10 protein-coding genes are annotated in these 14,326 nt (G+C 62.1%); 8 read left to right on the forward strand and 2 right to left on the reverse strand.

Annotated features, from left to right (window positions below):
* Positions 1-81 precede the first annotated feature (81 nt).
* The 3 genes from RLQ26_11010 (at position 82) to RLQ26_11020 (ending at position 2,656) form a co-directional block, all read left to right on the forward strand.
* Positions 82-1,650, forward strand: coding sequence for a trehalose-6-phosphate synthase (locus RLQ26_11010; GenBank protein ID MEQ9089252.1), 1,569 nt, complete (start codon positions 82-84; stop codon positions 1,648-1,650).
* Between the two features lie 59 nt (positions 1,651-1,709).
* Positions 1,710-2,288, forward strand: a complete 579-nt coding sequence (locus RLQ26_11015) for an HPF/RaiA family ribosome-associated protein (protein MEQ9089253.1) — start codon at positions 1,710-1,712, stop codon at positions 2,286-2,288.
* A gap of 71 nt (positions 2,289-2,359) precedes the next feature.
* On the forward strand, positions 2,360-2,656 hold the full coding sequence (locus tag RLQ26_11020; protein ID MEQ9089254.1) for a GYD domain-containing protein: 297 nt from the start codon (positions 2,360-2,362) through the stop codon (positions 2,654-2,656).
* Between the two features lie 32 nt (positions 2,657-2,688).
* Here RLQ26_11020 and RLQ26_11025 read toward each other — a convergent pair whose 3' ends face one another.
* On the reverse strand, positions 2,689-5,319 hold the full coding sequence (locus tag RLQ26_11025; GenBank protein ID MEQ9089255.1) for an AMP-binding protein: 2,631 nt from the start codon (positions 5,317-5,319) through the stop codon (positions 2,689-2,691).
* 173 nt (positions 5,320-5,492) lie between these two features.
* Between RLQ26_11025 and RLQ26_11030 the strand changes: the two genes are divergently transcribed.
* A complete protein-coding gene (locus RLQ26_11030; protein MEQ9089256.1) occupies positions 5,493-6,224 on the forward strand; it encodes a DUF2459 domain-containing protein in 732 nt (243 codons plus the stop codon).
* Here RLQ26_11030 and RLQ26_11035 read toward each other — a convergent pair.
* Positions 6,209-8,923 (reverse strand): LuxR C-terminal-related transcriptional regulator, encoded by a 2,715-nt coding sequence (locus RLQ26_11035; protein MEQ9089257.1) that lies wholly within the window; start codon positions 8,921-8,923, stop codon positions 6,209-6,211. The genes RLQ26_11030 and RLQ26_11035 overlap by 16 nt on opposite strands.
* Positions 8,924-9,188: 265 nt before the next feature.
* Between RLQ26_11035 and RLQ26_11040 the strand changes: the two genes are divergently transcribed.
* The 4 genes from RLQ26_11040 to RLQ26_11055 are packed head-to-tail and all read left to right on the forward strand — an operon-like array spanning position 9,189 to position 14,288.
* Positions 9,189-10,379: an aromatic ring-hydroxylating dioxygenase subunit alpha gene (locus RLQ26_11040; protein ID MEQ9089258.1), complete on the forward strand. Its 1,191-nt coding sequence runs from the start codon at positions 9,189-9,191 to the stop codon at positions 10,377-10,379.
* Between the two features lie 14 nt (positions 10,380-10,393).
* Positions 10,394-11,839 carry a type III glutamate--ammonia ligase gene (gene glnT, locus RLQ26_11045; GenBank protein ID MEQ9089259.1) on the forward strand — a complete coding sequence of 482 codons (1,446 nt, stop codon included), beginning with the start codon at positions 10,394-10,396 and terminating at the stop codon, positions 11,837-11,839.
* Positions 11,836-13,134: a DUF1116 domain-containing protein gene (locus RLQ26_11050; GenBank protein MEQ9089260.1), complete on the forward strand. Its 1,299-nt coding sequence runs from the start codon at positions 11,836-11,838 to the stop codon at positions 13,132-13,134. The genes glnT and RLQ26_11050 overlap by 4 nt, the downstream gene beginning before the upstream one ends.
* Positions 13,134-14,288 carry an aromatic ring-hydroxylating dioxygenase subunit alpha gene (locus RLQ26_11055; protein MEQ9089261.1) on the forward strand — a complete coding sequence of 385 codons (1,155 nt, stop codon included), beginning with the start codon at positions 13,134-13,136 and terminating at the stop codon, positions 14,286-14,288. Before RLQ26_11050 ends, RLQ26_11055 begins: the two co-directional genes overlap by 1 nt.
* Positions 14,289-14,326 lie beyond the last annotated feature (38 nt).

Raw genomic sequence — 14,326 nt, forward strand, 5'->3', positions numbered from 1 at the left:
CAAAAGCACCCCATCCAGAAACCGCGCCATGACGGAGACGCGCCATGACGCAAGAGCCCAACTTTCCTGGAGATCATGGCCATGCCCCGCCTCGTTCTGGTTTCAAACCGCGTCCCCGCATCGCCCAACCGGCAACCGGCGGGCGGCCTTGCAACCGCGCTGAGCGCGGCCCTCAAGGAATTGGGCGGGATGTGGTTCGGCTGGAGCGGGGACACAACGGATATCCCATCGGGAACCGCGAGACTTCATCACTGTGATAACCAGACCTTAGCCACAATCGACCTTTCACCGACCGAACATGAACTCTACTACAACTGCTTCTCCAATCGGGCGCTCTGGCCCATTTTTCACGGTAGGGCAGACCTCGCGACGGTGCACGCCGAGGCGTATGCCACCTACCGTTCGGTAAACCGGAAATTTGCCGATTCCCTTCTGCCCCATCTTCAGCACGACGATTTAATCTGGGTGCATGACTACCATTTGATCCCCCTCGGCGCTGAACTCCGGCGCCGCGGCGTCCGCTCGGCGATTGGCTTCTTCCTTCATATCCCCTTTCCGGCGCCCGAAACTTTCGCCGCCCTTCCCTGGGCTCACGACCTGGCGCGCGCCCTTATGGATTATGACCTCGTCGGCTTTCAGACCCGAACCTGTCAGCGAAATTTCAGGGAATTCGTCAACCAGAAATTCGCCGGCTTTTCGGGTCGGCCCGGACAACTGCCCGCGGGCGGATTTCCCCGGACAGAAGTGCACCCCGTTGGTATCGACGCGGATTATTTCGCGACGCTCGCAGCCTCGGAACCCGTGGCCGAGCATGCCTCGTACCTGCGCAATTGCCTCAATGGTCAAAGCGGGATCGTCGGGGTCGAGCGCCTGGACTACAGCAAGGGTATCGCTGAACGTTTCCGCGCCTTCGAAATACTGCTCAGGGATTCGCCCGACCTCGCCGGCCAGGTAACCCTTCTTCAGATCGCGGCGCCGTCGAGGCTCGGCGTGCCGGAATACCAGCAACTCAAAGCCGATCTCGAGGCCCTCTCGGGGCGGATCAACGCGGAGTTGAGCCATTTCGGCTGGACGCCCATCTGCTACCTGAACCGGGCTTTCAGCCATCAGCAAGTCGCGGCCATGTTCCGCGCATGTCGTGTCGGCCTGGTCACGCCTTTGCGGGACGGAATGAACCTCGTGGCCAAGGAATATGTGGCGGCCCAGGATCCGACAGACCCGGGAGTGCTGATCCTTTCCGCCTTCGCAGGGTCCGCCGCCCAGCTTGAAGAGGCACTGATTGTCAATCCGTACGATGCTGAATCCATGGCCAGCGCCCTGCGCAAAGCGTTGGTCATGCCACTCGCCGAGCGCCAGGCCAGATGGCAGGCCTTGCGCAAACGGATCGGAACCCACAACGTGCACGCCTGGCGCCGGAACTTTCTACGGTCCCTGCGGGAATCCGCTCATCCGGCACCCGGGCTCAAGCTCCACTCCCTGAAAACGGCCACCGGCCCCGATTCCGCCCGTCCCCTGCCCGCACCACGCTGGCCCGCGCGGGCCGGACGTCCAGAAATCCGGCCGCCCCAATCGTTCGTGCCGCCCGAGCACCTCCTCCAGTTGGACAGAGGCCGGGCGAGCCAGACAGCCAACCGAAATCGCGAGGACTGAGACCGGACTCCGCCACCAGGCCGATCCAGAAGCCCAATACGCAGGCATGAAGGCAGACCATGGACAAGCCAGTTCAGATAACGTTCAAGCACCTCGACTCGGCGCCGGCGGTGGAAAACGAAATTCGGTCGCGCGTCGAGGGGCTGGAAAAGCTCTTCCCGCACATTGTCAGTTGCCGGGTGACCGTCGAAGCACCGCACCGACACCGCCGCCACGGCCAACTCTATAACGTGGGAGTTTTTCTGCACGTGCCGGGACACGACATCACGGTCAACCAGCATGACACGCGGAATGATGCTTACCAGGATATCATGGTTGCCGTGCATGACGCATTTGACGACGCCACCCGTCGTCTTCAGGACGCCGTCAATGAGATGGAAGGCAAGGTCAAGGTACACGCGCCGCCTCGGACCGGACGGATCTGTCGCCTGTTCCCCGAGGCAGATCACGGTTTCATCGAAACCCCGGAGGGCGAGGTCTATTTCCACAGGAATGCCGTGTTGAATGATGCCTTCCCGGCCTTGTCCCTTGGCGACGAGGTTCGACTCGTTGTCGCCGAAAAGGAAAGCGCGCATGGCTACCAGGCCACAACCGTTCACCCCGTCGGCAAGCACCATCCGGTCAAGGGCGGCGCCTGAACCGCCGGCACCCGGATTTTGGGAAGGGCCGGATTGCCTTTCTTCTCGCAACAAACATAGGAAGTAAGATCATGCCCATCTTCGTGATGCTCACCCGACTGAGTCCGCAGGCAGCGACTGATGCCCGGGCGCTCGAGGAGCTCGAGCGCGGCGTGGCCGAGAAGATCGCGTCAAAATGTCCCGAGATCCGCTGGAAATCGAACTATGCGTTGCTCGGCCGCCACGATTATCTCGATATTTTCGAAGCTCCGGATATCGAGACCGCATCGAAAGTCGCGGCGCTCACACGCACCGGCGGCCATGCCCACACCGAGATCTGGCCGGCCGTGCCCTGGGATGACTTCAAGTCCATGATCCGCGCGCTATAGGCGCCGAGAGGATGCCGGCCATTCTGCGGAGGTCAATCCGCAAGCGCGTCAGCCATGCGCCGGCGCAGACCGTTGACGATCCTTTCCGCGTTCGTATCGCCCTTTCCATCCCGCGCGAGCACCGCCGCGTCCACTGCCGGCAGGAAGGACACGCGGACAGGGTGCGGGCGAGGCCAGCGGCGCCCGCGTGGCCAGGCCTCGAAACTGCCCGCTATGACCACAGGCACGATCCGGGCCGGCCAATGATCGGTCACGAGGCCGATCCCGGGCCGGAACGTCCCAAGCCGGCCATCTATCGAACGCGCCCCTTCCGGAAACCAGATCAGGCTCGTTTTCCGCTTCAGTGCGGCCGCACCATAGGCGAGGCTTGAGGCGGCCCGACCAACCGGATCGATTGGAAGGACACGGGCAGCGCGCGAGATGGCGCGGGACAAGGGACCGCGGAACAGCATGCCCGTCCATCCCGCCCAGCAGAAGTGACGCAGCCGGCCCGGCCCCAGGGCCGCGCCAATAATAAGCGGATCGAGATAACTGGCGTGATTTGGGGTAAGCACGCATGGCGCGTCCACCGGCAGGTTTTCCAGGCCCGTGACACGCAACCGGAAAACAGCCCGCACAAGCAACATGTTGAGCGTCGCACCAGCGTAAGCGACGCATTTTCCCAATGGCCCGGGCGGGTCCAACCACCGGCGATCCGACTCGCTCAACACCTGGTCCGGATCGCTTAACGCGGTTTCCAGGTCGATGCCCGGCTCGCTCCCGCCGGTGACCCGCTGCAACAGCTCTCTCACGGTGCGAATCTCGGCGATGGCCGATTCGGAAAGCCCAACGCCCGTGGCCTCGCTGATCTCGAGCGACAGGTTAAGCCATTCGATGGAATCTATACCGATATCCAGCCCCAGGTCGCTGTCAAACGTCAGTCGTGCGCGGCCCGCCCGTTTCCGTACCAGATCGAAGGTCCGCGCCGCCCTTTCATCGGCGAGCAGCGCCTCATCCTCGATCGAGAGTTCCTCGCGGGGCCAGGCCGTATCTTCGGACCGTCCCTCTCCCCGGTCGGCGGCGCCCGCCATGTCATACCGCTCCTCGACGAGATGACGCCGTATCTTGCCGAGCCGGGTTCGCGGCAAGCTTTCCCCAGTCAGGCGGTACTCGGCGAGATTCTGATAGGAAGATAACGTGCGCGATACTTCCCGCACTGCCTCGCGAATCAAGGTCGCCCGGTCATCGCGCGCGCCAAGAGACGGGGCCGGCACGATCAGCCCGAGGATCCGTCCCTCGCGCTCGAATACCGCAATTTCGGAAATGGCCTCGTGGGCGCCATAAGCTTCCTCAATGTCGTCGGGCTGCACATTTTCGCCCCCGGCGGTCACCATCAGGGTGGATTTTCGACCGGTCAGATGAAGGTAGCCCTGATCGTCGATCCAGCCGAGATCGCCGGTACGGAACCAGCCATCGTCTGACAGTACCTCTCGGGTCTTGTCCGGCAGGTTTAGGTAACCGTGAAAGACACCCGGCCCACGGGCGAGAACTTCTCCCGGCCGGTCTGCCGTGCCCGGCGGATCAGTTTTGAGTTCCACTCCCTTGACCGCCCGACCGGCTGTCTCCAGATGCCCTTCCCCCTGGCGGACCAGGGTAAGAAGCGGCGAGGTTTCCGTCAGCCCATAACCTGTCGCTACCTGCCACCCCAGCGCCTCGAGAGTGCGCGCGGTCCGCGGCTTGAGCGCGGCGCCGCCCGACACCACCGTCCGCAGCGCCGGGCCGAAACGGCGACGCAGGGGCCGGAACAGGGCCGGTCCGATCGGCAAACCGTAATCAAGAAAGAACCGGCTGAGCGCGAGGCCGCCATGGTAAAGGGACCGTCCCAAGGGGAGGCTGCTCGAAAACCGAGTCTCGATTCCGTCCGTCAGCGCCTCATAGAGGCGGGGGACGCCGATCATCAGCGTTGCCCTTCCGCGGTTCAGCGCATCCAGAATCTGGCCTCCCGTGAAGCCGGACGGCAACACAAGCGTGAGGCGGAGCGCCAGCGGCGCCAGTATCCCGATGACCAGCGGATACACATGGTGCGGCGGCAGGGGCAGGAGGATCCGGTCATCCCGGCTAACCACCCCAGCGCCGGCGAGGACGCCGAGCTGGTGAATGACGTTCTGGTGGGTCAGGGGGACACCCTTGGGTGGACCGGTGGTGCCCGAGGTATAAAACAGGATGGCCCGATCCTTCGGATCCGTTGCGGAATAAAGCGGTGTCTCCGTTTCCTGCTGTTCTTCTGTCCCCTGCCCGGCGGCTCCCGCCGCCCCAATTCTGGCCGCGATTATTCCGGCCCGATCGCAGGGCGCCTCGAACCGATCTGCCGCATCGGCCCCCAACAGCGCATGCCGCGCGCCGCTGTCCTTGAGGACGTGTTCGAACGACCTGATAGACATCTGAACATCGACCGGCACCGGACAGGCATTACAGTGAAAGAGAGCAAGCAAGTTGGTGACCCAGGCCAGACCGCCCTGGCCGGTCAGGACAACCGGATCACCCGCACCGATTCCCTGATCGCGCAGATGGCGGGCCTGCCGTGCGGCCGCCGCCGTCAGTTCCTCATAGGTCAGCCGCTGCTCTGTCCCGTCCTCGAAGGCGAGAATGGCGGTCCGACTGCCGGCCGAGGAAAGTTCGTTCACGAACGCCTGCAGCGAAGCCGGCGGAGCAAAAATTTCCGAAGAATCCGCAACCATCCGAACAGGCTAGAGTAAAAAAATTTTGTGGCTATGAGGTGGTGTAATGACTTGGGTCACAGAAATAGCTAGGCTTGCTTGCCTGCTTCCTCACCGAAGGGCCGGGAAAAGGCCGGATAGTGCAATCCTCCATCACCCACACAGGCAGAAGGCGCTGCCGGGCTGCCTTGCTGCTGGCCCTCGCCGTCATCGTGGCCGCCTGCGCGCCAGGAGTGCCGCCGCTCGCGTCATCCGTCCCGCCTGCCCCTTTAACCGAAACGGCCTATGTTTTTCGGGTCTCCTGGCATGCAGGCATCGTCGTCGCGCGGCGGGATATCTCTCCCTCGGCGATTCCTGAAATAGCTGATTTTCCGGAAGCCACTTATCTCGAATTCGGCTGGGGCGACCTCGATTACTATCGCGCAGACGACCCCGGCCCCTTCACGGCCCTGAAGGCTGGACTGCTGCCGTCGCGTTCGGTCATGCACATGGCCGCGTTCGACGCCCTGCCGCGTGCGGGAGATCGGCTAGTCGTTCTGCCCCTGTCTCGCGCCGAACTTGCGCGGCTTATCAGTGAGATTGGCGGCTCGTTCGCCCGCCCGTCGGCCGACCAGCCTGCGCTGCCGCTTGGGCCCGGGCTTTACGGGCAGAGTCTTTTTTACGCCGCCCACGGGCCGTTTCACGTCTTCAATACCTGCAATACCTGGGTTGCCCGGAAAATCGCCGCCGCAGGGGTCGAACTGAGCGCCACCGGTGTCGTTACCGCGACGCAGCTCTTCGAGCGCCTCAGGGGCCTGTCGCGTGTTCCCCGCCGCGAGACCGCGCCGCCCGATGGCGGGCCGGCCAATGCGGATGGTTATAAAAGCCCCTGATCCCTCGCCCGGCTGACGGCATGGGTCCGCCGATGAACCCCGAGCTTCTGATAGATCTGGTGGACATACCAGTTGACCGTGCCTACCGCGAGCGACAGGTCGCCCGCCACCTCGCCGTTGGTCATGCCTTGTGCGATCCGGCGCAATACTTCGCGCTCGCGCAGCTTTAACGGCGCGCCGGCACGATGAAGCTGCGGCCTCTCGCCGTCCGGCTGAAGCCCGGCCCGAGCAGCCGACCGCCGCAACAATTCAGGGGGGCACTGGTCCAGAACGATGCGCAGGTGAGAGGCTTCCGTCGCCGACAGCCCGCGGCGGCTGGCCAGTTCGCCAAGCCTGGCGACGACAACGTCACCTTCATCCAGAAAGGGCCGGATGGTTCCGGTCTCGGCCGCAATACGGATCGCGTCCCAGAGTCGGTCCAGGCCCTCTTCCTCGCAGTCTAGCCGGAACAGCATATCGGCAAGGACGATATTGAAATTGCAATCCGACCGCCGATAACCCCGGCGGCGAAGGAAGGCGATCCATGCACGCAGGACGGAAACGGCGCCACTGGCTTCATCCAGCCGGAATGCGACGCGGGCCCGGGCCAGGGCGCGCGCCTCGTCCGCCGAGGTCTGAAGACGTCCGGGATAAAAACCATCGGTCCCGTGATCCAGGAGCCCCTCGCGCCGGGCGAGCGCCAGAAATCCGCTGACATCCCCCTGCAGGCCGAGCCCGCGGAGGCGCTCCTCCACAAGGTGTGCACGCAGACGTGAAAACCCGTGCGCCGCCGCACAGTCGAGCCCCCGCGCGAAAATCTCGGCCACTTCTTCATGCAACCGCCCCATATCGGCGAGACGCATCCCCGCGACATATCCCGCGATCAACTGATCGACCACACCGAGCGTGGTCGCCTTGTTGAGATAGAGCTGGACGAGGCGAACCGCTTCCCCGAGGCGATTGCGCTCATACAGGAACCCCGCAAGCGTGAGCGCCGGCAGGGCCACGAAAGACGAATGCGCGCCGGCATGTTCGCTCGCCGCTTCGACGGCGCCGCGCAAAATACCTTCCACCTGACCGGCCTCACCAATCCCGATCAAGCAGATTGAGGCAAAGGTGTCGCTCCATATCTTGCCGCAATGCTGCCGATTGGACCGGAAAAGCTGTTCGCCGCGCGCAGCGTGATCCCGCGCCGCTTTGTAGGAATAGAGATTGTACTGAGAAAATGCGAAGGCCACATCTGCCGAGCCCTGCAGATACGGGTCGTCGAAGGTCGTTTCCGAGAGAAGGCGTCGCCAGACATCACGCGCCGAAAGCAGCCTGTCGGCGACCATGAGCTTCATGCCTCGGCGATGCGCGATCAGCGCCTCCAGCTCCTGGCCGTGATCCGCTTCCTCGCCCCTGTTGCGACGGACAGTCCGGATCAGGGATTCCGCCTCATCGAAGCGCCATTCATGCACCAGGGCCCAGACGCGGTTGAGAAGAAGCCGCGGCTGGTGGCGGAGAAGCGCCGGCGGCAGCCGTTCGAGCCAATGAAGGACCTCGCCATAATGACCGGTGTAATAAAACTCGTCACAATGCTTGTTGAGGATACGTACGACGCCCTTGAAATCACTCGCCGCAAAACAATGGTGCACGGCCTCGGCCATATATCCGTGACGATTGAACCAGGCCGCCGCCCGACGGTGCAGGCGCTCGACCCGCTTGGCGGGCATGTTCGATGCCAGCCGCTGACAAAGAAAATCCGCGAACAGCGCATGGTAGCGAAACCATTTTCGCTCCGGGTCCAACGGCCAAAGGAACAGGTTTAACCGTTCGATTTCCGCCAGGTGGTGATGGGCGTCCGACTCGCCCGTGACGGCGTCACAAAGGTCGGGGGAAAGCTTTTCCAATATGGCGGTTTTGAGCAGGAAATCCCGAACGCCTTGGGGCATGTTGTGAAATACCTCGTTCAACAGATATTCCGACAGCAACTGCTCATGCGCGCCGAATTCGCTGATGGCATCGAGTGGAACGCGTCCTTCCTTGAGCGCGACCGCAGCCAGCTGCAAGGCGGCGGGCCAGCCCTCGGTCTTTTCCTGAAGCGCGGCGACTTCATCCCTGGAAAGCGAAGCGAGGCCCTGACTTTCGAAAAAAGACAGTGCTTCATTTGGTGCAAATGCAAGCTGCGCCTTACCAATTTCAACAATCGAGTCGTTCAGCCGAAGAGTCGCGCAGTCGAGGGCAGGGCTGACCCGTCCGGCGATGGCAAAGCTGAGCCAGGGGGGACCTTCGCGGAGCAGGAAGCCAAGCCACTCCCAGGACGGGTCGTCCAGGAAATGAACGTCGTCGAGCACGATCAGGAGCGGTTTCTGCGTCGCCGTCAGGGCCCGAACGACTTCTGCCCGATCGGCCAGGGCCATAGCCGGATCCGGAAAACGGCTGGCCACATAGGGGGCGCCCTGTGAGACAGCCTGAAGGAACTCGGTGACGAATTGCTGATAACGGCGGTGCCTGTCGTCGAGGCTGAGCCAGGCCACGTCGGTCCCCTCGTCGTGGACCCGATGCGCGAGCTGGGCCAGCAACCTGGTCTTGCCATAGCCGGCAGGTGCGACCACCGACAGCACCCGCCGGCCCTGATGAATGAAGGGTGAGAGAAGGTGCCCGCGCCCCACCCCGTGGCGCAAATGAAAGGGCGGCAGCGCGTTGGTTTGCGAGACAGCAGCCCGTGTCGGTGCCATGCGGTCATCCCCTCCTGGCGGGCGGTACCGGCCTGGAATCACGGTACTCGGCGCCGGGATGAAAGAAAATACGGATTAACCGAGAGGATATCTATTAACCATTTGTTTTTTCGCGATTTTATTTTTTGATTCTACTGCAGGTCAGCCATGCGAATCGCGGGTGACTCCCGCAAGCACCCTCCCTAGCCTTTCTGCCAACAGCGCCCGGTGTTTTCCGGGGTACCGCACCCGACGGCTAACCGACGAATTGAACGGGAGGATCACTATGGCCCCTTTAGATAACACGACGAGTGGTGACGCCATTGCGGCAAAACTCCGCAGCCAGGGCGATTTCGACGCCAGCCTTCGCCCGCTGGAGGAAGCTTCGACGCTTCCTCCCCTCGCCTACACGTCGGAGGAATTTTATCAGCTCGAAATAGAGCGCATCTTCATGAAGGAGTGGCTCTGCGTCGGGCGCGCCGATCAGATCCCAAACGCGGGCGATTATTACTGCATCGACCTGTTCGATAACCCGCTCGTCATCCTGCGCGACGAGAAAGGCGAGATTCAGGCGCTTTCAACCGTCTGCCGCCATCGCGGCGCCGAGGTGATCCAGGGCTCCGGCAACACCAAGGAGCTTCTGTGCCGTTACCACCTTTGGTCCTATTCACTCAAGGGCGAGCTTTACGGCGCACCGGAAATGGGTGGCGTCAAGAATTTCAACAGCAAGAAAATTTGCCTGCCGCGCCTCAAGGTCGAAGTCTGGCAGGGGTTTGTCTTTGTCAGCTTCAACAAGGACGCCACGCCCCTCAGCCCGCGCCTGAAGGGCGCCGACGAAATTCTCAAGAATTACAAGCTGTCGGAGATGACCACCGTCGTCCTGGCCGAACAGCAGGCGCCCTGGAACTGGAAGTTGATGCTCGACAATTTCATGGAATTTTATCACGTCTTGGGCCTTCACAAGGGCACGCATGACCCGATGCCGACGCAGCTTTCCAAGGCGGACGCTTACAACGGGAATTACGAGCATTCCTTTGGCGAAATTCCGGCCAAACATGGGACGCTTTGGAGCGTCACGGGAGAACATTCGCCGGTTCCCAGAATCCCCAGCCTGACCGAACGCGAGAATCATCTGGGTCAGTTCTTCTGCATCTATCCGAACCTTCTGTTTTTCGTCTCGCCGGAAATGATGGGCTTCTATCGAATATTCCCGCGTTCTCCGGGCACATTCGATCTCACCATCCACGTCTGCATTCCGCCGACCACGGCCGCGCTGCCGGATCTTGAACCGCGACTGAAGTCCGCGACTGACTGCCTGCTCGTGATCCACGGACAGGATTACTGGGCGTGCGAGTCGATGCAGCGCGGATTTTCGTCGACCCTCGCCGAACAGGGGCGCTTCAGCACCTACGACAAGCCCTGTAACCAGATCGCCCGATACGTCATCGAACGCGTCCTCGATGGCAAGGGTCTCTAGGCGGCATGACGGCCATGGGGGGTGAAGGAATTCCGACAGCGGAACCCGGCGGCCGGGAGAGCGCGGTTGACGTTGCCGCATTGCAAGCCACCTTGGCCGCGGAAGGGGTAAAATACTGCCTTGCTGCCTATGTCGACGTGCACGGCGTCACCAAGGGCAAGGCCGTGCCCCTTTCCCATCTGGGACGAATGTCCCGCGGTTCCGAACTATATACCGGCGCGGCACTGGACGGGCTTGGCCAGGGCCCGTCCGACGAGGAACTCGCAGTCATTCCCGATCTTGAAAAGCTGACGATCCTGCCCTGGCGTCGCGATACCGCCTGGGTGCCCGGCGACCTGACCTTCCGCCGGTCCCCCTGGCCCATGTGTGCCCGTACCGTTCTCAAGCAACAGATGGCGCGCGCCGAGCGGTTGGGGTTGCGGTTCAATCTGGGTATCGAGTGCGAAATATATCTGGTGTGCCGGGAAAACGGCACGATCGTGCCGGCCAATCCCAACGATACGCTGGCCAAGGCGGCTTACGACGTCGCCAACTTGCTCGAGAACATGGACTGGCTCGACGAGATCGTCGGCTATATGGACGAGATGGGCTGGGACGTTCATTCATTCGATCACGAAGACGCCAACAGCCAGTTCGAACTGGATTTCGCCTATGCCGACGCTGTCACCATGGCGGACCGTTACACCCTCTGGCGGCTCATGGCCAAGGAGGTTGCGCGCCGCCACGGGTTCGAGGCGAGCTTCATGCCCAAACCCTACAATAATCGCACGGGCAGCGGCGCCCACCTGAACATGTCAATGGAGGACATCTCGACCGGCCGCAATCTTTTCGGCGAAGCCAGCGACCCGCGCAACTGCGGCCTCTCCCCCCTCGCCTACAAGTTTCTGGCGGGCATTCTCAAACATGCACCGGCGATTGTCGCCGTGACCTGCCCCACGGTGAACTCCTACAAGCGCCTGGTGAAGACCGGCTCGATGACCGGGTACACCTGGGCGCCGATCTTCATTTCCTATGGCGGCAACAACCGCACCCACATGCTGCGTGTTCCCATGATAAGGCCCGAGATCGAGGACAGGCAGCCCGGACCCGGCTCGGTCTACCTTTCAAGCGCGCGCGTGGAATGCCGGGCTGCGGATGTTGCATTCAACCCGTACCTCGCCGCCGCCATGATGCTCGGCGCCGGGCTCGATGGTATCGAGAACGATCTCGATCCTGGCGATCCGCACCAGGAAAACATGTACGAGCTGAGCGACGCGGAACTGGCGGCGCGAGGCGTGGCACAGCTCCCGAGGACACTGCTTGAGGCGATCGAGGCTTTCGGCGGTGATTCGCTGGGCCGCGAGGTTATGGGCGACGATCTCTTCGAATCATATATCGCCCTGAAATCCGAGGAATGGTGGCGTTATCACAACGAGATTTCTCCCTGGGAAATTGATTCCTATCTGACGAAATTCGGATGACCGACACGGCGACAAGGGACGAAACCCGGGAAGCGGCGAACGCCAGGGCCTTTTCCCGCATGACGGGAGCGGAACCGGTCCTGCGGGACATCCGCCCGGCGATAGACGCCCTGCCCGGCATGAGCCCCGATCTGATCCTGACCTCGGGCCCCGCCATGCCCTTCGAGGAATATTCGGGTGGACAGCGCGAAGCCCTGATCGGTGGCGCGCTTTACGAGGGTCTGGCGGGAGACCGGCAACAGGCCATCGAACGGTTGCGGGCCGGCACCATCCGAATTGGCGGGTGCCACGAATATGGAGCCGTCGGCTCACTGGCGGGGATTTACACCGCCTCGATGCCGGTTTTCGTGGTCGAGAACACGAGCCGCGGGAATATCGGGTTCTGCAATATCTATGAAGGCACCGATCCCGAACGCCTCAATTATGGTGTGTACAACGAGAAAATCCACCGGCGCCTCAAATACATCGCCGATGTCGTAAGCCCCGCCATCGCCCGGGCTGTGCGCGATACGGGCGGCATCCCCCTCAAGCCCCTGATGGTTCGCGCACTTCATATGGGCGACGAACTGCACAGCCGGAACACCGCGGCGGCGCTTCTCTTTCTGCGTGAACTGGTTCCCGCATTTCTGAGGCGCGCCAGAAACGGCGACAATGACATAGACGCCGCCGTCCAGGCGATGACCGAAGACCACTATTTTTTCCTGCGCCTGTCCATGGCCGCCGCGAAAGTCGCCGCCGATGCCGCTCACAATGTGGGTGGTTCCAGCCTGGTGACGGGGATGGCCTTCAACTGCCGGGGCTTTGCAATCCGTGTCAGCGGGCTGGGCGATTTATGGTACACGGGCCCGCATGCCGATGTGTCCGCACGCCTCTTCGACGGGTTCTCCGAGGCCGATATCACTTGGATGGGCGGGGAAAGCCCAATAACCGAGACGATCGGGCTGGGCGGCTTTGCACAGGCCGCGGCGTTTCCGCTGCAACGCTATCAAGGAGGCTCGGCGCAAAAGATGATCGAGCGTAACCTGGCTCTCTACCGGATAACCGAGGGCGAGAACCCCGATTTTCGAATCCCGGCGCTGGATTATCGCGGCACTCCGACGGGGATCGACATTTTCCGGGTCATCGAGACCGGAATCCAGCCGGTCATGGATATCGGCATTGCCGGCAGGAACGGGGGGCAGATCGGCGCCGGAATTGTGCGAGCCCCCCTCGACTGCTTCAAAGCCGCCGTTGACGATTTTCGCCACCAAATAAGCAACTCTGTCTTGCGTGAGTCGAACCCGGAGGAAGGTTGATGATTCGACAGGAAAACGCCAACGCCTCGTGCGACGAAATCGCTGCCACAAGGCGGCCGCTGGACCGGGCGCGCCACTTGCCGGGCCGGATTTACGCGGCGGAGGAAATCTACGAGCAGGAGAAACGGGAGATTTTCCTCAAGGACTGGCTCTGTGTCGGGCGTGTGGAAGAAGCCCCGGATCCCGGTAGCTATTTTACTTTCGATGTGCTGGGCGAGCCTATTCTGATTTCTCGCGGGGCCGACAGTGTTCTGCGAGGTTTCTTCAATACCTGCGCGCATCGGGGCGTGACCGTGGCCACCGAGTCGGGCGCGGCCAAGGCTTTCAGCTGCCCCTATCACGGTTGGACCTACGGACTTGATGGCAGGCTGCTCCATGCCCCCCACATGGAGGGCGTGCCGGGCTTCGATCCGGCGCAATGCGGCTTGCGGCCCGTGCGTCTCGATACCTGGCAGGGCTGGGTTTTCGTCAATCTCGGGGACGAGCCAGCCGATCTGACCGATTTTCTAGGCACCGCCGCCGAGCGCCTGGCTTTCGTGCATGCCGAGGATTGCCGCTTGGCCAATAAATGGACTTTCGAGTTGCCGTGTAACTGGAAGCTTGGCGTGGAAAATTTCCAGGATGTCTACCATCTGCGGGTGCTTCATGCCGATACATTTGGCAGCGCCGTGGATGTCGACAACTACGTGCCGGAATTATTGGAGAGGGGAAATTTCTTCACTTTCCACCAGGGCGCTCCACTGACGCCGACCGGCGAAACGCTGTTCGCCGGGTTGCCATGCTGGGCAGGCCAGCCGCCCTCGTCGTCGTGCATCGCACACATCTCGCCAAATATCATGCTGTTCTGCCGTTATGACAGCGTGTTCATATGGATTTGCTGGCCCCTTGGCCCGAACCGCACGCAAATCACCTTCTACACGACCTTTCACAAGACGCATTTCGATGACCCCGACTTCGCGCGCAAGGCAAAGGTCTACGCCGACTTTGAACAAATTATCGCGAGCGAGGACCAGGCCATGATCTCCGCGCTGCAGCGCGCGATGACCTCGAATGCCTATCGCGCGGGCCGGATGTCGCCCTACGAGCACACGATCCACCACATGATGAACCACTATCTGGACCGCATGGGCCTGATCGACGATGGGAGGATATAGGGAGTTTCCGGCCCCGTACGGGCACTACACCCCCCTTT

The sequence above is a fragment of the Alphaproteobacteria bacterium genome (assembly GCA_040220875.1).
GTDB lineage: Bacteria > Pseudomonadota > Alphaproteobacteria > JAVJVX01 > JAVJVX01 > JAVJVX01.

Bases quoted from the DNA above. Each gene is read 5' to 3' on its own strand.
- RLQ26_11020 (MEQ9089254.1), top strand. From the start codon at position 2,360: ATGCCCATCTTCGTGATGCTCACCCGACTGAGTCCGCAGGCAGCGACT.
- RLQ26_11050 (MEQ9089260.1), top strand. From the start codon at position 11,836: ATGACCGACACGGCGACAAGGGACGAAACCCGGGAAGCGGCGAACGCC.
- RLQ26_11010 (MEQ9089252.1), top strand. From the start codon at position 82: ATGCCCCGCCTCGTTCTGGTTTCAAACCGCGTCCCCGCATCGCCCAAC.
- RLQ26_11015 (MEQ9089253.1), top strand. From the start codon at position 1,710: ATGGACAAGCCAGTTCAGATAACGTTCAAGCACCTCGACTCGGCGCCG.
- RLQ26_11035 (MEQ9089257.1), bottom strand. From the start codon at position 8,923: ATGGCACCGACACGGGCTGCTGTCTCGCAAACCAACGCGCTGCCGCCC.
- glnT (MEQ9089259.1), top strand. From the start codon at position 10,394: ATGGGGGGTGAAGGAATTCCGACAGCGGAACCCGGCGGCCGGGAGAGC.
- RLQ26_11040 (MEQ9089258.1), top strand. From the start codon at position 9,189: ATGGCCCCTTTAGATAACACGACGAGTGGTGACGCCATTGCGGCAAAA.
- RLQ26_11055 (MEQ9089261.1), top strand. From the start codon at position 13,134: ATGATTCGACAGGAAAACGCCAACGCCTCGTGCGACGAAATCGCTGCC.